This is a genomic window from Bradyrhizobium sp. AUGA SZCCT0431, from assembly GCF_018131065.1.
In the GTDB taxonomy this organism is placed as follows: Bacteria; Pseudomonadota; Alphaproteobacteria; order Rhizobiales; family Xanthobacteraceae; genus Bradyrhizobium.
On sequence record NZ_JAFCLR010000072.1, the window covers coordinates 1 to 19,852 of the forward strand.

Annotated in this window: 9 protein-coding genes; 2 read left to right on the top strand and 7 right to left on the bottom strand. The window is 62.0% G+C overall.

Annotation, left to right across the window (positions count from 1 at the left end):
- Nucleotides 1–84 precede the first annotated feature (84 nt).
- Nucleotides 85–2,808 (bottom strand): EAL domain-containing protein, encoded by a 2,724-nt coding sequence (locus JQ567_RS37060; RefSeq protein ID WP_212443402.1) that lies wholly within the window; start codon nt 2,806–2,808, stop codon nt 85–87.
- A 158-nt stretch (nt 2,809–2,966) separates the two neighbouring features.
- Entirely contained in the window at nt 2,967–4,211 is a 1,245-nt protein-coding gene (locus JQ567_RS37065) for an MFS transporter (protein ID WP_212443403.1), read from the bottom strand.
- A gap of 98 nt (nt 4,212–4,309) precedes the next feature.
- On the opposite strand from JQ567_RS37065, the gene JQ567_RS37070 reads away from it, so the two are divergent.
- On the top strand, nt 4,310–4,900 hold the full coding sequence (locus JQ567_RS37070; RefSeq protein WP_212443404.1) for a CGNR zinc finger domain-containing protein: 591 nt from the start codon (nt 4,310–4,312) through the stop codon (nt 4,898–4,900).
- A 57-nt stretch (nt 4,901–4,957) separates the two neighbouring features.
- On the opposite strand, the gene moaC is transcribed toward JQ567_RS37070, so the two are convergent.
- The 5 genes from moaC to JQ567_RS37095 form a co-directional block, all read right to left on the bottom strand.
- Nucleotides 4,958–5,458 carry a cyclic pyranopterin monophosphate synthase MoaC gene (moaC, locus tag JQ567_RS37075; RefSeq protein WP_212392251.1) on the bottom strand — a complete coding sequence of 167 codons (501 nt, stop codon included), beginning with the start codon at nt 5,456–5,458 and terminating at the stop codon, nt 4,958–4,960.
- A 3-nt stretch (nt 5,459–5,461) separates the two neighbouring features.
- Nucleotides 5,462–6,283: an indole-3-glycerol phosphate synthase TrpC gene (gene trpC, locus JQ567_RS37080; protein WP_212443405.1), complete on the bottom strand. Its 822-nt coding sequence runs from the start codon at nt 6,281–6,283 to the stop codon at nt 5,462–5,464.
- 17 nt (nt 6,284–6,300) lie between these two features.
- On the bottom strand, nt 6,301–7,314 hold the full coding sequence (gene trpD / locus JQ567_RS37085) for an anthranilate phosphoribosyltransferase (RefSeq protein ID WP_212443406.1): 1,014 nt from the start codon (nt 7,312–7,314) through the stop codon (nt 6,301–6,303).
- 105 nt (nt 7,315–7,419) lie between these two features.
- The gene (locus JQ567_RS37090; RefSeq protein ID WP_212443407.1) at nt 7,420–9,315 is read right to left on the bottom strand and encodes a peptidylprolyl isomerase; all 1,896 of its coding nucleotides are present in this window, start codon (nt 9,313–9,315) and stop codon (nt 7,420–7,422) included.
- 986 nt (nt 9,316–10,301) lie between these two features.
- Nucleotides 10,302–10,676 carry a hypothetical protein gene (locus JQ567_RS37095; RefSeq protein ID WP_249165982.1) on the bottom strand — a complete coding sequence of 125 codons (375 nt, stop codon included), beginning with the start codon at nt 10,674–10,676 and terminating at the stop codon, nt 10,302–10,304.
- Nucleotides 10,677–11,815: 1,139 nt separating this feature from the next.
- Between JQ567_RS37095 and JQ567_RS37100 the strand changes: the two genes are divergently transcribed.
- On the top strand, nt 11,816–19,852 hold an 8,037-nt coding region (locus tag JQ567_RS37100), incomplete at its 3' end, for a DUF5801 repeats-in-toxin domain-containing protein (protein ID WP_212443408.1).

Here is a 19,852-nt window from a genome sequence, read left to right on the forward strand (position 1 = left end):
CCCAAGACTGCCTCCCCAAAAGCAGCCTTGAATCTGATTTGCTCTTAAAAGGGAATCCTTAGAGTCCACACCACCTAGAGCGTTCTAGGCGGCGGGCTTGCGCCTGCGGGAGCGCACAGGGCTCGCGGTGGCAGGCATCGGCCGGTGCGCGAGCAGCAGGGGCTTGATGTCGGCGCCGGGCCGTGGCGGGCTGAACAGATAGCCCTGCATCTCCGAACAGCCGAGCGCGCGCAGCAATTCACGCTGCTGCTCGGTCTCGACGCCTTCCGCCGTCGTCGTCATGTGGCGCGCGGCGGCGATGTTCACCACCGCCTCGACGATGCTGGCCGACCCTTCCGGCTCGGCGATATCGGTGACGAAGCAGCGGTCGATCTTGATCTTGTCGAATGGGAAGCGCTTCAGATAGCTCAGCGAGGAATAGCCGGTCCCGAAATCGTCGAGCGCGATTCTGACCCCGATGGCGCGAAGCTGGTGCAGGATGGCAAGCGCCGCATCGTCGTCGCGGATCAGCACCGCTTCGGTGATTTCGAGTTCCAGGCGGCCCGCGGCCAGGCCCGACGCCCCAAGGGCTGCCATCACCTTCAGCGCCAGCGTGCCGCTCTTGAACTGTACCGGCGAAACGTTGACCGCAAGATGGACATCGTCCGGCCAGGTCGCGGCCTCGGCGCACGCGGTGGTCAGCACCCACTCGCCGAGCTGATTGATCAGGCCGGTCTCTTCGGCGATCGGCACGAAATCGGCCGGCGAGATGATGCCGCGCTCCGGATGGCGCCAGCGCACCAGCGCTTCGCAGCCGGTGATCCTGCCGTCCCGCAGGTCCAGACACGGCTGGTAATAAACCTCGAAGCCGCCATCGACGATGGCCTGTCGCAGGTCCATTTCCAGCACGCGGCGGGCGCGCACCTGGGCGTCCATTTCCGGCTGGAAGAAACGATGGGTGCGGCGGCCGGCGGCCTTGGCGGCGTACATCGCCAGATCCGCGTTCTTCAGGATCTGGTCGAGGTCGGAACCGTCCTGCGGCGCCAGCGCGATGCCGATCGAGGCGTCGGTGGTCACCTGATGGCCGAGGCATTCGTAAGGAGCCCGGATCGCATCATAGATGCGGTGGACGAGTTCGGTGACCTCGTCGGCGCCCGTCACCCCGGTCTGCACGATGGCGAATTCGTCGCCGCCGAGCCTCGCCACGAAATCGGTCTCGCGCACGCAAGCACGGAGGCTGTCCGCGACGGCCTTGAGCAACTCGTCGCCGATCATGTGTCCAAGCGAGTCGTTGATGCTCTTGAACTCGTCGATGTCGATATAGAGCACGGCAAGCTGCCGGTCGGCCGCGACGTGAGGCAATTCCTGCTTGAGTTGTTCGTGGAACAGCGTGCGGTTCGGCAGATCGGTCAACGCGTCGTAATGGGCGAGGTAGGTGATGCGCTCCTCGGCCTGGCGTTGTTCGGTAACGTCTTCATGGGTGGCCACCCATCCGCCATCCGCCAGCGGTTCGTTGACGACCTGGACCGAACGTCCGTCGGGCGTCGTGATGATCATCGCGTTGCGCAGCCCGACGTCGCGCAGTACCCGCACGACATACCGGTCGACGTCGCCGGTGAACGATCCGGTCTGTTTTCGATGCGCGATCACGTCGCGGAAACTGCAGCCCGGCTTCACGATCTCGGCCGACAGGCCGTACATGTCGAGATAGCGCTGGTTGCAGATGACGAGGCGCTGCGAGGAATCGAACAGCAACAGGCCTTGCGTCATGTTGTTGACGGCGGTGTCGAGCCGCTGTTTTTCCAGCGTCAGCCGCTGCCGCGACGCGCGGTGCTGCTGCGAGAGCTTGCGCACCACCAGAAACAACAGCACGGCAATCGCCAGCACGGACAGGCCCGCCACCGCGATCAGGAGGCTGATCTGCTCACGCCAGTCGGCGAGCGCTGCGGATGTCGTCGTCGACGCGACGATCACGATTGGAAATTTGCTCAGCGCGCGGGAGGAGATCACGCGGTCCTTGTCGTCGAGCGGACTGGTCAGGCGGGACGTCGTATGGTCCTGGTTGAAGACCTGTTGCTGGCGGGCCGGGCCGGTCTTGAAGTTCTTGCCGATCAAATCCTGCGCGTGTGGATAACGGGCGAGCAGCGTGCCGTCGCGGTGGTGCATGGCGATCGCGGCGTCAGGGCCGAGCGCCACCGTGCCAAAGAACCTCTCGAAATTGGCCGGTTCGATGCCTCGGCCGATCGCGCCCAGGAATTCGCCGTTCGGTCCGGTGACCTTGCGCAGGATCACAGTGGTCCAGGCGCCGGTGATGCGGCTGTGGACGGCCTCGATCAGCATCGCCGGAGAATCGGGGCTGGACTTGAAAGTTCTGAAGTAAGCCCGGTCCGCCACATTGACGGGCGGTACGGGCCAGGCGGCCGACGAATTGATCAGCTGGCCGTCGGCGTCCAGGACGTTGACGCTGCCGACATAGGACAACGCGTCCATCTTGGACTTCAGCATCAGATGGATTTCCTCGGTGGACATCCGACGCTTGTAGTTCTCCAGCGTGGCGATCCCGTTGGTGCGCATGAAAGTGATGAGGTCCTTTTGGACGACCTCGAAATCTTCGAGCTGTTGATCGAAGTGCCGCGCCAGCAGCAGCACCGTGTTTTCCAGCTCGCGCTCGCTGTTGCGCAGCGCGCGTTCGCGGAAATTGCCGGCCATGATGGTCGCGCCGATCGCGATCGCGGCGATCAGCAGCACACCGCCCAGGATCAGCCATCGGATCGGACCGCCGCGAAAGATGGGCTTGATCGTGAATGAGGCGGTGTTGACTGAACCCATTGAACGAGATCGCTGCCAGGAAATAATCCCGGAAGCAGTATTGCGTGCTTCCGGCCCGTGACTTTGCTACCGCGCCGAGATGGAATTGACGTTAGCAAGCCTGGTTAACGAAACGTTAGCCAGGTAGCGAGTGCTGCCCATGACAACCTCGGCAGGGCCTAGTTCCGAAGGGGTACGCGGGTCGGGCGGAACATGATTGCGACGATAGCGGCGGCGATGATGTTGGCGGCGACGCCGGCCAGGATCGGCAGGGTATAATCGCCCGTCAGATCGAATGCGTAGCCGGCGGTGCTGGGACCGATCAGGGTGCCGAACGCGACGCTGGTGTAGAGGATGCCGATAATGCCGCTGACGTTGCGTCCGCCGAAATAATCCATCACCACGGCCGGAAGCACTGCGACCCACGCGCCGTAGATCATGCCGTAGACGAAGGCGAATCCGGCGAGCTGCCAGAAATTCGTCGAGACCAGCCAGATCGCCAGCGCGCCTGCCATGCCGATGAAGAGCAGCAGCAGGGCGGTTTGGCGGCCGATCCGGTCGGCGAGCCCGCCGAGGAAGAAGCGGCCGGCGGTAGAACCGATGCCGATGACACCGAGCAGCAGCACCGCGGAGGAGGCCGCAACGCCGTGATCCCCGGCATAGGGAACGAGGTGCACGAACGGCACGAACAGGCCGAACGAGCAGATCAGGCAGGCGGCATAAAGCGAAATGAAGTGTGGTGAGCGGATCGCCTCGCTGACCGTGGCGCCCTCCGTCTGCGCCGGTATGGCGCCCGGCAAGACCGCATCGCCGTCGGGGTTGAGGCCGCGGGCGCGCGGATCGTTCTCCAGCAACAGCGCCATCCCGCCGCCAACGATAGCGGCCAGGGCGCCGAGCGCCAGGTAAGCGCCGCGCCATCCCAGCGTCTCGATCAGGAGCGTCGCCAGCGGCGGCATCACCAGCGTACCCACGCCGATCCCGCTCACCGCAAGACCGGAGGCAAAGCCGCGCCGCCGCACGAACCATCGTTGCACCGCGCCGACCGCGGGCACATAGGCGCAGCCGATGCCAAGTCCGACACCGAGGCCGTAAGCGGCATAGACCTCGAGCAAATTGCGTGCGGCACCCGCCGCGGCAAGCCCGGCGCCGATCAGCAGCATGCCTGCCAGCGCGAGGCGGCGGGAGCCGTAGCGGTCGGCGAGGGGGCCGCTGACGATGCCCAAGGCAAAATAGAGAAAGCCCGCGAGCGAAAATACCAGCGAGACCGAGCCGCGCGAGGCGCCGAAATCGCGCTGCAGCGATTCCAGGAACGCGCTGAACGTATAGGCGCAGCCAAAGCCGACAAAGGTCACCGCGAATGCGGCGGCCACGACGAACCAGCCGTAAAAGATCTCCGTACGGGACCAGGTTGCCTCGTGGCTCATGGCGGGTTCCTCTCGAAACGGTTGCGGGCAAAACACCGGTATATTGATTATACTGGTGTCTCTTGCTGTCAACCGGTAAATCTGCTTTACTGGTGTCGATGTCGCGGGAATCAAAAAAGTTCGGCGTTCCGGACGAGCTGGCCAATCTCTATGAGTTCGCCAATACGCTCGACGTCAGGCACTTCACGCATCACGGCGTGCCACATCCGCAAGGCGATGAACTGACCGGCGCGCGGGAGCTCGCGAGGTGGATGTCGCAGCGCGGGCTGGCGCCCGCCAGCGTGAAGATCACGCCGGCGATGTTTGCAACCGTGATCGAACTGCGGACGTTGGTGCGCGACTATCTGCAGTGCGATCCGCTGGAGCGGCGCGGAAACAAGGATGCAGTTCGCGCGCTGAGCAAAGCGCTGAAATACTTTCCGCTGGTCGTGGCCGCAGGGGATGACGGCATGGTGCTGCGGGCGGCGCGCGAAGATACGCTCGCAGGACTGTCGCCGATTGTCGCAGAACTCCATGACGGTTCCAGAAATGGAACTCTTGATCGGCTGAAAATGTGCGCGTCTGACGAATGCCGCCGGGTGTTTTTCGACCGCTCGAAACCATCGACGCGGCGCTGGTGCATGTCATCGCTGTGCGGGAACCGGATGAAAACACGCAGCTATCGCGAGCGGCAACGCAACGCCGGATAAATCATTGTGACTCGGTCACGACCGGCGGACTGAACCGTGTTTCCCCGCCGATTGCGATCAGTCCCCGGCGCGGTAATGTCCGGACTTGCCGCCCTTTTTCTCGACCAGATGAATGCCTTCGATCCGCACACCGCGCTCGACTGCCTTGATCATGTCGTAGATCGTCAGGCACGCGACCGACACCGCCGTCAGCGCTTCCATCTCGACGCCGGTCGGCCCGGTGACCTTCACGGTGGCGCGGACGACGCAGCCGGGCAATTTCCTGTCGGGCGTAATGTCGAGCGTGACCTTCGATAGCGCCAGCGGATGGCACAGCGGGATCAAATCCGACGTACGCTTGGCCGCCATGATGCCGGCAATGCGGGCGGTGCCCAGCACGTCGCCCTTTTTGGCGTTACCGGAGACGATCAGTTCGAGCGTCGCCTTGCTCATGACCACGCGGCCTTCGGCCACGGCGATGCGTTCGGTGGCGGGTTTGGCCGACACGTCGACCATCCGCGCTTCGCCCGATGCATCGATGTGGGTGAGGGCGCCGCCTTTGGAAGCCTTCCGCGCCATCGCCTAGCGCGTCCCGGTGGCGCGCGGCATGTCGGTACGGGCCAGCAACGCCCGCGTCGCCGCAGTGACGTCGGCCTGGCGCATCAGGCTCTCGCCGACCAGGAAGGTCGACATGCCGACGCGCGCGAGGCGCGCCAAGTCTGCGGGCGCAAAGATGCCGCTTTCGCCGACCATCAGGCGATCCCCAGGGATCAGCGGCGCGAGCGCCTCGCTCGTCACCAGCGTGGTCTCGAAGGTGCGCAAATTGCGGTTATTGACGCCGATCATCGGCGAGCGAAGCTTTAGCGCGCGATCGAGCTCAGCGCGGTCGTGGATTTCGATCAGCACGTCCATGCCATGCGCGATGGCGGCATCTTCCAGATCTCTGGCCGTGCCGTCATCAAGTGCGGCCATGATGATCAGGATGCAGTCGGCGCCATGGGCGCGGGCCTCGACCACCTGATAGGTGTCGAACAGGAAATCCTTGCGCAGCACCGGCAAATTGGTCGCCGCACGCGCCGCAACCATGAAATCGAGGTGGCCCTGGAACGAGGGCGTATCGGTCAGGATCGACAGACACGCCGCCCCACCGGCTTCATAGGCTTTTGCCAATGCCGGCGGATCGAAATCGGCGCGGATCAGCCCCTTGGAGGGCGAGGCCTTCTTCACCTCCGCGATCAGCGCATAGTCGCCGCGATCAAGCTTTTCACGGATCGCATGCAAAAAGCCGCGCGGCGGCGGCGCGGTTTTGGCCAGCGCTTCAAGGCTTGCCAGCGGATGCGCACGCTTGGCGGCGGCGATCTCCTCGCGCTTGTAAGTCTCGATCTTGCTCAGGATGTCGGACATGTCAGGCGCTCCCGCGGTCAGCCGTTGGACACCGCGATCAAATGCTTGAGTTTTGTAGCGGCAGCACCGCCGTCGAGCGATTTGGTGCCCAGCGCGATGCCTTCCTTCAAATCCCTGGCGCGGCCGGCGACGATCAGCGCCGCCGCGGCGTTCAGGAGAGCGACGTCGCGATACGCGCTCGGTTTGCCGTTGAGCACGCTTTGCAGCGCCACCGCGTTGGCGTCGGCGTCGCCGCCCTTCAACGCTTCGCCGCCGACGCGTGTCAGGCCGGCCTCTTCCGGCGTCACTTCGAAGGTACGGACATTGCCGTTCTCGAGGCTTGCGACAAAACTCGGGCCGGTGAGGGTGATCTCGTCGAGGCCGTCGGAGCCGTGCACCACCCAGACCGACTCGGAGCCGAGGTTCTTCAGCACCTGCGCGAGCGGCAGCACCCAGTGCCTCGAGAATACGCCGACCATTTGCCGCTTGACGCCGGCCGGGTTGGACAGCGGTCCGAGCAGGTTGAAGATCGTGCGCGTGGCGAGTTCGACCCGGGTCGGGCCGACGTTCTTCATGGCCGGATGGTGCGCGGGCGCGAACATGAAACCGATGCCGGCTTCCTGTACGCAACGGCCGACCTGGTCGGGCGAAAGATCGATCCTGACACCGAGCGAGGCCAATACGTCGGCCGCTCCCGAGCGCGAAGACAGCGCGCGGTTGCCGTGTTTGGCGACGGGCACGCCGGCGCCCGCGACAATGAAGGAGGCGCAGGTCGACACGTTCACCGAACCGGAACCGTCGCCGCCGGTGCCGACCACGTCGACGGCCTCTGCCGGTGCCTTGACCCGCAGCATCTTGCCGCGCATCGCCGACACCGCGCCGGTGATCTCGTCAACCGTCTCGCCGCGCACCCGCAGCGCCATCAGCAATCCGCCCATCTGCGAGGGCGTCGCCTCGCCGGACATCATGCTGTCGAAGGCGGAGGCGGCCTCCTCACGCGACAGCGTCGCACCGGTGGCGACTTTTCCGATGATTGATTTGAGGTCGTCCATCGCGTTGCTTTCAGGATTGGGACGTCTTGTTTTTTGAGCATGATCTCCGAGCAAACGCTACGCGTTTGTCGAGGGAAAACCGGTGCCCACTATTCCGGATCATGCTCAATTGTTTGCGCCCGTCACCTGTGCGAAGGCCGCCTGGTTGATGGTCGTGCCGATCTCGGACTCGATCTTCGTGACATACTGCGCGACCTGTTCGTCGGTGAGGCCCCGCAGCAGCGTCTCCTTCAGTTTTTTGACCTCGTCGGCAGCGACGTTGACCGAGGGCATGCTGACATCGGTGACGCGGAACACGATCCATTCGCTGCCCCCGGTGCCGGCGGTTTGTCCGGCGCCATCCTTGGCAGTGCGAAACGCCGCGGTGATGAGGCTCGAGGGCACGCCGGATGGAGCGGCGTCGCGCCGGAAGCCGGTTGCGGTTTCGACCTTCGAGCCGATCGACGCGGCTTCTTCGGCCAAGGTGCCGCCACGCTCGAGCTTGCCGACCATCTCGGTCGCCTTCGCGCGCAGCTTGGTCGAGATCTGGTCTTCGCGCCACTTGGTTTCGACCTGGGCGCGGACCTCGTCGAGGTTGCGTTCACGCGACGGCGTAACGCCGATAACGTCGTACCAGACATAGCCGCCGGCAAACTGGATCGGATCGTTGTCGACGCCGACATTGCTTGCGAAGGCTTGCGAGACCACATCGAGACCGCGCGGAATATTGCCGACCGGCTGGCCGTCAGGGCCGCGGCCCGAGCGGTCGACGGCCTCGATGGTGACTGCAGTCAGTCCGAGCTTCTGGGCGGCTTCGACCACGCTGGCGCCGCCGCCGCGCTCGTCTTCCATCTTGTTGTGGAGATCGGCAACCTTGCCGCGCGCCCGCTCGGTCGCGATTTCCTTTTTTATCTGCGCCGCGACGCTTTCATAGGAAGGCGTCGTAGCCGGTTCGATCTTGCCGACCTTGACCAGCGCCACGACGAACTGGCCTTTTATCGGCTGGCTCACCTCGCCGGAGGGCAGCGCGAACGCCGCGTCGGCGATGGCCGGATCGATGATGGCGGATTTTGCCGTCATGCCGAGGTCAACAAGATTGGCGTTGTGTTCCTTGGCGACGTCGTCGAACGACATTCCGGATGTGATGCGGCTGCGCGCGGTGAGGGCTTCCTCGGCGTTTTGAAACACCATCTGCTGCACTTCGCGCTTCTCGGGCGTACCGATCCGGTTGCGGCTCTGCTCAAATACCTTCTTCGCATCCTCGTCGGAGACTTCGGACCATTTGCCGAGTTCCTCGGGGCTGATCACGATGAACGACAGTTTGCGAAATTCGGGTGCGCGGAACTGGGTCTTGTGGTCTTCGAAATAGGCGGCGAGCGTCTCGGGCGAGGGCGTGTCGATGGTGCCGGCCTGCGCGGCGTCGAGTTTGATGTAGTCGACCGTGCGCTGCTCGTTCTGGTACCGGGTCAAGGCATCGATCATGAGCTTCGGCGGCTCGAGCCCGGCCGTGACAGTGTCCGCGATCTGGCGCCGCAAGCCCAGGCGCCGCCGCTCGGCGAGGTAGCGCTGCTCGGTGTAACCGAACTGGCGGATCGTGGCCTGGAAGCGCGCCGGATCGAAATTGCCGCCCAATCCCTTGAAAGCGGGATCGTTGTAGATAACCCGCATGGCCTCGGCATCCGACTGGGCAAGGCCCATGCGCCGCGCCTCCTCGTCGAGGGCGGCTTCCGCGATGGTCTGCTGCAGGACCTGACGATCAAGCCCAAACAAGCGGGCTTGCTCCTGGGTCAGCGGACGGCCGAACTGACGGCCGAGTTGCTGGAGCTTGTCGGTGTAGATCTGGCGGAATTGCTCGGTCGAGATTTCGGTCTTGCCGATCTTGGCCAGCGTCGACTGCCCAAAGCCCTTGAAGATGTCGGCGATGCCCCAGACAGCAAAGCTGAGAATCAACACGCCCATCACGACGCTCATGATGGCCTTGCCGAGCCAGTTTGATGAGGCTTTGCGTATTCCTCGAAGCATGGGTCCGTCTTCTATCTAAAAATTAAGAGGCTGATTTTATTGGCGTTTCCGGTTTCCCGCCCGCACCTCAGCCATAGGTGCGGGGAGAGACGTTCTTTTTTCGGTCTCGGAACGGTCTAACTTGCCGATGGCCCCCGCGGCAAGCCTGCCGCGGTTCGCGCTTTTGGTGTAGAGGGTCGCCATTCGCCCCCCGGACCAGCCGAAGATGGCCTCAAGTTCCCGCTCGGTCGCCCCGTTCTCGGCGGCCCCGGTCGCGGCGGCCTTCCGCATGCCGTGGGCGGACTTCCCGACCACGCCCGTTTGGCCACCGCCACGAATTCGGTCCCCAGTGCGCCCTTGGTCCACGGCGTTCCACGCCGGGTGACGATGAAGGCGAGGTACAATCCGCTCGAACTGAGGTTGAAACATTTGAAGGACGGTCGGACTGACAAAGCTGGCCGGATGGAAGAGGTTGGCGTACCAAGCATTGCCGGAGTCACCGCGCCGGCTCCTCGGAGGCTCGGTCATCAAGCGAAGCCATAGACGAGGGCAGTCCCCCCAGGTGAAACAAAAGCCGCGCTAAAAGCGGCCGTTCCAGAACGGCGGTCTAGGGATCACCAAAGCGCTTGATAAGCGTCAGGCCATTTGGCACTCTTTGGTGAGCACCCTCCAGTATCGAGGTTTTTTATGCAAAAATCATTCTTTGCAATTATTGGCGCGGCTTTTTCGATTGTTGTTCTTTCAAGCAGCGGCGCCTACTGCGGCACCTATCCCTTCGGAGATGAACCGTATCGCCTGAATTGGGGATATGACCCCGAGATACAATCCGGGTGCTGGAAGTGGAATTGGCAGCAATATCATTGGGACAATCACTGTCCGGTCTATGTTAATCCCAAGGCGTACATGTATCCGCGATCGCGTCGCGTGGTCTTGCGAACACGGGGTTAATACCAGATTGCGCGTCTGGTCATTCTCAGTTCGCTCTGGAAGCTGATTTCTTGATCAGATCAGGAACGCTGAATCGTACAAGCGACCTGGTTGTGCTTGCCGAAGTTCAGCAGCGCGTTTTCCCTGAAGCCGTCCAACCAGAGCCCTCGGCCTGCATAGCGATACCCCACACCCATCGGGACAAGCCGCACATGCATCGAGCGGCGTGGCGAAGTGAACAGGGAAGCGGTAACAACCTCACCAACGACACTTACGGCGATCGGACAAAGCGGATACTCCCGGCCGTTCTCGCAAGTGAAGACAATTTCGGAACAGCCGCCTCGGCCCGTCGTCATCAAGCCGAGGTCCGCAGCGGCGCTCGGCTGCGGACCGATGCCAACAGCCAATCCGAAGCAGGCTGCAATCAATACAAACTTGCCAAATCCCGCGCCCATCGCTGCCCCCAAGCTGTAAAATATGGATCAACAGAGCAAGAATCGCTCAAAAGGTCAAACGTATCTTCGGCAGTCTGCCCGGTGTGCGTGTTGGCCCAGGTCCCAGCCGGGCCCGACGCAAAGCCACATCCATCGCTCACCTGGCGGTAAGATCTCTGCTGTGCCCCAACCCCAGATACGCTCACTGGAATTTTAGGATTTGCGTTCGCCCGCGGGTACTTGACTTCGATCGTCAAAACAACGCCCACGAATTCCGGCGGTGATTTGTAGAACGCGACGTCGGCCGGCACTTCGAGCGCAAGGCACGCTTTTTAGTTGGTGGCCTTCACTTCCGGAGTTTTGACCGTGACCTTTCTCGAGGTTGGGGGCTGGCCAGCCGAATGGTCGGCAAGGTACCCGACGTGCAGTTGGGGAGGACGTTTAGGCAGATCCGCTTTTTGCGCGCCCTTGTTGTCAACGCCTTGACCGAGCGTTCGATCGTTTGAGTCTGCGCGCTGGCGACGCCAATTGAGGATGCGAAAATCATGCTAAGTGCCAGCGATAGTGCGGGCATCGAGGGGGCTCCATGGCGGAAACGAAGTACTCCGCCGACTCGTTGTTCTGCCAGTTTTACCCGGTCATGGTTCGCTGATTTAGCCTGACCGTCTGCTTTGGCGACGATCGATTTGGTAGCCGCAGCCTGAACAATCGCAGGCTTAGCCCGTCACCCTTCCCGAGTCTTGGAGAAGGCCAATCGAGGCATTCCCAGGGTCACCGTCGTGCAGTCCTTGGTTCATCTGTGTCGATGGGCACGTGTTTCGACTGGTCGATCGTGCGCTGGTTGCGACATTGGGACGCCAAAGCCACGCCGGATATGCCGGCAAGAATGTGCGCGGCGGGTGCTCCATTGAACAAAAACAAGAGGTTAAGGGCGTGAACGACCGTACCTTGGTTGACCCGTAGTTTTACTGGTTTTTCCCGATCTGCCTGGCGGACTCACTTCGGGTGCGCTGTCTTTACTACAATCACACTGAAAGCATTGATTAACCAAACAGTTTTGTTGACCCTCCTTGCGGTTAACAATACCTTAACGCTCAATTTTGAAGCCACTTTTCTAGATCCTTGATTCAAACGCCTGCCTTTCGCTTCGGAGATATTTCATGAACGGACCTTTTCAGGTTGCTCAGGCTTCTGGCGTGGGAATCGGCAACAACAACGCGGCGCCGCGCATCTTCAGGCTAACAAAACCCCTTGGTGAACAGGCCGTCGTCGTCAATCTCGGATACGATCTGAAGGTCAAAGTCGACTTCTCCGGCATTGCCAACGAAAAGATCACGCTCGTACGTGTAGGCGAAAAGCTGATCATCCTGTTCGACAACAAGTCGACGGTGACGGTCGAGCCGTTCTTCGATTCAAGGCATGACGCCCTTAACAATCTCTCGGTCGAGGTGGCGCCGGGTCGGGACGTTTCGGTCAGCGAATTCGCGAGCCTGTTTCCGATCACGACGGATCAGTCCGTCCTGCCTGCGGCCGGTGAAGGCAATGGCAATGCTCAGGGGAGCGGAGCGAACTTCAGCAACAGCGCTGTCGATCCGCTGAGCACGGGCGGTCCGCTCGACCTCCTCGGGCAGGAGTCGCTCGGCAATTTTGCTTCGGCTCTGCAGCAGTTTGCAGGACTGCCGAATGATACGCCGATAACAACGGCGCCTTCTGCGGGCTTCACGCTCTCGAATACATTGCTGATACATGACGAAACCTTTGATGTTCAAATCGCGTCTGGCGCGAACGATCAGGGAAGCGCGCTGCCTTCGGTATTCCAACAAAATGGACTGATCGGTTGGGCGCAGAACTCCGTTTCGGAAATTGCTTCCACGACAGCAGATTTTGGGACAAACGGAGCAGGGTCCGTCACCTATGCGCTGACAACTGCGTCGGGCGGAGCGTTCAATGGCGTAGCCTCCGGGCTACAGGCGACGATCACCGGAAACACGATTTTCCTCTTCACCGAGGGCAATCTGATCGTTGGTCGCGAAGGTAACGGCAACGTGGCCAACGCGGGCGGTGCGGTCGCATTCCAAATCTATCTGGATCCCGACACGCTCCTACTCAATGTCGCCCAGTACGAGGCGATCCAGCATGGCGGAACGTCAGATCCAAACGACATCGCCTCACTCGCCAACGTGGTCTTCGTTCAGCAGACCGTTACCGACAGTCTCGGATTTTCCGCGACGGCGGTGTCGTCCAATTCGTTGGGCGTGGCATTCCTCGACGACGGCCCGAGCATCAGCCGCGATGACGGCGGTGAGCGGCCTTCGTCGGCGGGGTTTCTTGAACTCGATGAAACAATCGGCCAGGGCGAGAGTCCGCAGACCGACCGCTACAATTCGGGTGAATCCGAGTCGAACGGCGGACCGTCGAACGGAATCGTCGACGACACCGGCGTTTCCACAATCACGGTGTCGACGGCACCGGTCCAGGGCCAGGCGATCGGTGAGTTGTCGACCTCGGCGGGTGCGCTGGCTGCTTTGTTCCCTGCTGCAAATATTGCCTTTGGGACCGATGGCCCGGGAGCAAACGGCGGTGTCAGCAACGTCTTGACGCTGGTGCTTTCGGCAGGGACCGTTGGTACGACCCTGACGGCAACCGCGCTGGAGGGCACCGCGCTTGCCGGCATGTCCGCAGCCGAGCGGGCGATCGTACTGGTTCAGGTGGATGCCGACACGATCGAGGGCAGGATTGCCGGCACCGCCGCTGCCGGCGACGAGTTTGTCGCCTTCCGTATCACCCTTGAAGGTGGCAGCGATCCGGCTACAGCGAAGATTACGGTCGACCAGTTCATGGCGATCGACCATGGCGGTTCGGAGAATCCATCAATCTTCGACGAGCAGGCGTTCCTGCGTCTGGTTGGTGCGGGTACGCTCAACCTGCAGCTTACCACCACGGTCACCGATGGTGACGGCGACCAGGTCAGCTCGCCGGTCCAGGTCAATCTGATCAGCAACGAGATTTCGTTCATCGCGTTCGACGATGACGGCCCGACGATCACACGTGGAGAGGGCGGAGAGACCCCGTCTCTGACAACACTCAATCTCGACGAGACGATCGGCGCCGATCGCTACAACGCCGCGTTGCTGCCGAGCGCCGAAGGTGAATCGAATGGCGGGCCGGCGAACGGCAGTCTCGACGACACCGGCGTTTCCACTATCACGGTGTCAACGACGCCGACCCAAACCCAGGCGATCGGTGAGTTGTCGACCGCGACAGGTGCGCTGGCCGACCTGTTCGCGGCCGCAAATGTCGATTTTGGAACGGATGGTGCCGGGCCGCAGGGTGGCATCAGTAACGCATTAACGCTGGTGCTTTCGGGAGAAAGCGTCGCCACGACTCTGACGGCGACTGCGCTGGAAGGCACCGCGCTAGAGGGGTTGTCCGCAGCCGAACGCGCGATTGTACTGGTTCAGGTGGACGCCAACACGCTCGAAGGACGTATCGTCGGCACCGCCGCTCTTGGCGACGAGTTTGTTGCCTTCCGCATCACGCTTGAGGGTGGCAGCGATCCGGCGACAGCCAAGATCACGGTCGACCAGTTCCTGGCGATCGACCATGGCGGTTCGGAGAATCCGTCAGTTCTGGACGAGCAGACGTTCCTGAATCTGGTCGGCGAGGGCACGCTCAACCTGCAGCTCACCACCACGGTCACCGATGGCGACGGCGATCAGGCCAGTTCATCAGTCCAGGTCAATTTGATCGGCAACGAGAACTCGTTCATCGCGTTCGATGATGACGGCCCTACGGTCACACATGGAGAGGGCGGAGAAACGTCGTCTCTGGCAACACTCAATCTCGACGAGACGATCGGCGCCGATCGCTACAATGCTGCGTTGCTGCCGAGCGCCGAAGGTGAATCGAATGGCGGGCCGTCGAACGGCAGTCTCGACGACACTGGCGTTTCCACAATCACGGTGTCGACGACGCCGGTTCAGGGCCAGGCGATCGGTGAGTTGTCGACCTCGGCGGGTGCGCTGGCCGACCTGTTCGCGGCCGCGAACGTCGATTTTGGAACGGATGGTGCCGGGCCGGAGAGTGGTATCAGCAACGTATTAACGCTGGTTCTTTCGGGAGAAAGCGTTGCCACGACGCTGACAGCAACCGCGCTGGAGGGCACCGCGCTTGCCGGCATGTCTGCAGCGGAGCGGGCGATTGTACTGGTTCAGGTGGATGCCGACACGATCGAGGGAAGAATTACCGGCACCGCCGCTGCCGGCGACGAGTTTGTCGCCTTCCGCATCACCCTCGAGGGTGGCAGCGACCCGGCGACAGCCAAGATTACGGTCGACCAGTTCCTGGCGATCGACCATGGCGGTTCGGAAAATCCATCAGTCTTCGACGAGCAGACGCTCCTGAACCTGGTCGGTGAGGGCACGCTCAACCTGCAGCTCACCACCACGGCGACCGATGGCGACGGCGACCAGGTCAGCTCGCCGGTCCAGGTCAATCTGATCGGCAACGAGAATTCGTTCATCGCGTTCGATGATGACGGTCCGACGATCACACGTGGAGAGGGTGGAGGAGAGACGTCGTCTCTGGCAACACTCAATCTCGACGAGACGATCGGCGCCGATCGCTACAACGCTGCGTTGCTGCCGAGCGCCGAAGGTGAATCGAATGGCGGGCCGTCGAACGGCAATCTCGACGACACCGGCGTTTCCACAATCATGGTGTCGACGGCGCCGGCCCGAACCCAGGCGATCGGCGAGTTGTCGACCGCGACAGGTGCGCTGGCCGACCTGTTCGCGGCCGCAAACGTCGATTTTGGAACGGATGGTGCCGGGGCGAAGGGTGGCATCGGCAACGTCATGACGCTTGTTCTTTCGGGAGAAAGCGTTGCTACGAATCTCACTGCGACGGCGCTGGAAGGCACTCAGCTCGAAGGCCTTTCCGCGGCCGAACGCGCGATTGTACTTGTCCAGGTGGACGCCAATACGATTGAGGGACGGATTGCCGGCACGGCCGCTGCTGGCGACGAGTTCGTCGCCTTCCGCATCACCCTTGAGGGTGGCAGCGATCCGGCGACAGCCAAGATTACGGTCGACCAGTTCCTGGCGATCGACCATGGCGGCTCGGAAAATCCATCAGTCTTCGACGAGCAGACGTTCCTGAATCTGGTCGGTGAGGGCACGCTCAACCTGCAGCTCACCACGACGGCGACCGATGGTGACGGCGATCAGGTCAGTTCATCAGTCCAGGTCGATTTGATCGGCAACGAGAATTCGTTCATCGCGTTCGATGATGACGGTCCGACTATGGTCGCGTCCGGGTCAATTGTTGCGAACGTTGACGAAGATGGCCTGCATGCGCCGGGTCTGTCGGATTCCAATCTGGACAATTCCCGCGATGGCGAAGTCGATGGCAACGAATCCGCCACCGCGACCGGAACACTCGGTACGCTGATCAATTTCGGCGCCGATGGTTTTGGCAGTTTCGGTCTCAAGCCCGTCGCCGAAGCGGTCGATAGTGGGCTGACTTCGGGCGGCAAGCCAATTCTCATTGTAACCGACGCAAACGGCTTGCACGGCTATGTCGATAACCTTACGCCGGGCTTTGACGTCGGCGATCGTGAAGTGTTCACGCTGACGGTCAGTTCAGACGGATCTTACACATTCACGCTCAAGGACCAGGTCGACCACCCGACGTTAGATGGCCAGCAGGTTGGTGACAACGCAGAAAACACCCAGGTGATTGACCTGTCGTCCTATGTAGTGGCGACAGACGGCGACGGCGACAGTGTTTCTCTTGGTGCTGGTACGTTCACCGTTTCGGTGCTCGACGATATTCCGGTCATCACGGCGCGCGCGCCGAACGAGACGACGATTACGACCACTGAGACGTTTAGCTACACGCTGCAGGCGGGTAACACCGATGTCCGCGGCATGAATGGCCAGAACGATCATGATATCAAGCTGAGTGGCGTCGATCTGAACGACGATGATGACAGCGTCAACACGACCGGCATCAAGATCGGTGTTGGCGATGCTCAGAGCGTTGACGGCTTCGAGTCGCAGGGACAGGATTCCGGCCCCGAGATCCTGACAATGGAATTCCTCAGCAATTTTGTTGTCGGTGTTCCAAATACCAATACCTACCAAGTCGGCTCCGCCAGCTTCAAGATTGATGTGGCGGAAGCCCAGGGCATCGAAAGCGCGGTTGTGTTCGTGTCGGCGACCGACGGCGTGAGCCATAATTTCGTCGCGCTGAACTTCACAGTGGACGGCTCGCCGTTCGCGGCGACCGCCGTGTTCCAGGGCGGCGTGCAGGTGGGTTACGTCCTGCACGGCGTGCCGGATCTTTCGACGGTTATCGCTTCCGGCCAGGGGGGCGCGGTTTTCGACACGCTGAACGTCGGAAATTACGACGATTATCAGTTCAACACGACATCGCTCGGCAACCCCGTCACGTTCACCGACGGTGGCTCGTTCAAGGTCTTCGGAATTGAATCAACGATCACGACGACAACCGTAGTCGCCGAGACGTTCAAGATCAGTGAAGACGAGAGCCCCGGAGTGAATACCGCGGCCGATCCGAACGCCGCCAATGACGTCAATCCATTGGTTGATATTCCGCCTGGCGCGATCGTTGAAGCGAATGCCATCGGTTACGCGAAATCGCCGACCAGCGTGCTTGCTACCGGCTCGTTGTTCGCAGGTAGTGTCGGCGCCGACGAGGAGGGTACCTATTCGTTCGCGATTACCGACAGCGCCGGGAATCCGATCACTTCTGTCGATTCCGGGCTGACGACGCTGGACGGCAGCCACATCATGCTGTCCACCGACGTAAACGGGGCCGTGGTTGGCTCCGTCGGCCAGACCGAGATATTCAAGGTCTACGTCGATAGCGACGGTTTCGTCTGGATCGGCCAGTATCAGCCGATCGCCCACAATCTCGACGGATCGAGCCTGGCTACCCGCGACGACATAGCGTCGGTTACGGCCGCCCTTCACATCAAGGCCACGCTTACGGATTTTGATGGAGATTCGACGAGCGTCGTGTCCGGCGTGGCGCTGCAAGTCCAGTTCCAGGACGATGGACCGCTTGCGGTCAACGACGTCGATTCCGCCAACGGTGCGGCTCTCACCGCGACCGGCAACGTGATTACCGGCGTGGATATCGCGGTCGGCTCTGACGCCAACGCGACCGACGGCAATGCCGATACCAAGGGTACCGATGGGGCGAAGATCACCGAGATCGCCGGCGTTACCACCGACACGACTCCGGACCCTTCGTTCAACTTCCAGGTCACCGGCCAGTACGGCACGCTCGTCATCAACGAGAACGGCAACTACACCTACACGCGCTTTAACGGTGCGCCGGTCGTCGCCAACGACGTGTTTACATATACACTGACCGATGGCGATGGCGATTTCTCGACCGCAACGCTGACCGTCAGCATCTCCGATCGTGGCGTAGCGGTCTCGGGCATCGGCGCACAGAACGGCGATGTCATCCTCCGTGAGGACGATCTGTCGGCAAGCCGGGCGGTCGGCGAGTCGGACGGCTCGAGCCCGAATTCCGCCAACCTCACAAAGACGGGAACGTTTACGGTTTCGACCCCGGATGGGCTGGACGATTTGACGATCGATGGTCACGCCATCGTCACGAATGGCTTTTTTGCAGCCACGTCCTTCCTGACGACAACCGGCAATACGTTCGCGGTCACCGGGTTCAATGGCACCACGGTAAGCTACAGCTATACCCTTCTTGACAACGAACAGCATGCGTTGGTGCAAGGTAACAATACCTTGCTCGAAAGCCTGAGCGTGATTGTGACGGACGTCGACGGCGACTCTGCGACGTCGTCGGTCAATATCGCCATCGTGGACGACGTTCCGACGGCGGCAGCGGAGCCTGGGCTGACGGTCGTGGAGACCGATGGCATCACTCCCGGAACCAATCTTCTGGCCAACGACACGCAGGGAGCGGACGGCGCGACATTGACCGCGGTCAATATTGGCAGCGGCTTCCAATCGATTGCGGCGATCGGACCGACGGTGCTGTCGAACGCCAATGGCACTTACACGTTCCAGGCGGACGGCACTTGGTCGTTCGATCCGAACGCAAACCTGAACAATGCTTCCGGCATCAGCGCCGGCTTCACCTATCGGATCACGGACGCCGACGGCGACACCTCGACGGCGACGCAGGCGATCACGATCAACGACGGGACGGTAGCGGCGACGCCGGTGACGGTGACGCTGGAACTCAACGAGGCTGCGCTGTTGACGGCAGGTGCGACGGGCTCGAATCCGGGGCTGACGTCGGAAATGGACAGCACGCCGGCGCTGTCGTTTACGGCGGGTTCGGACAATCTGACGTCGTTTGCGTTCACGAGCACTGCCGGTCTGGTGACGGATCTGAACGGGACGGGCGGTCAGGACATCTTCTGGGATCTGGCATCGGCAACGCAGATCAAGGGCTATCTCGATGGGGCTCACACGCTGCTTGCGGTGACGCTGGACCTGAGCGCGCCGGCCTCGATTGCGGCGGGAGCAACCAACACGGTCACGGTGACGGCGACGCTGAGCGACAATCTGCAGCATGTTCTGGCGAATGGCGCGCAGATCAGTTCGATCGGCAGCGTGAGCGTTGCTGCCACCGACACTGACGGCGACATCACGACGGGGACGGTCAACGTCACCGTGCAGGACGATGTGCCCTTGGCGGCCAATGACGGGCCTGCCGGGGTGGTCGAGGACGGCGCGAGCCTGGTGTCGGGGAGCGTTCTGTCGAACGACGCTTCCGGCGCGGACACGAAGAGCTTCGTGGCGTGGGATGCCGCCGGCGACGCGACGGCGATTGCGGCGCTGAACAGCTACGGCGTGCTGACGCAGGACAACGCCGGCACCTGGACCTACACGCTGGACGACAGCCGTGCGGCGACGCAGGCGCTGACGGCGGCGAGCAGCCTGAGCTACACGCTGCACTACACGATGCAGGACGCGGACGGCGACACGTCGCCGGCGACGCTGACGATCACGATCCAGGGTGCGGACGACAGCGCCGCGGTGGTGACGGCGCAGGCGACGGGCGCGGACGCGACGGTGTTCGAGGCCGGGCTGACCCCGAACGGGTCGAGTGCGGGTGACGGCACGACGACGACGACGGGCAACTTCACGATCTCTGCGACGGACGGGGTGCAGGAC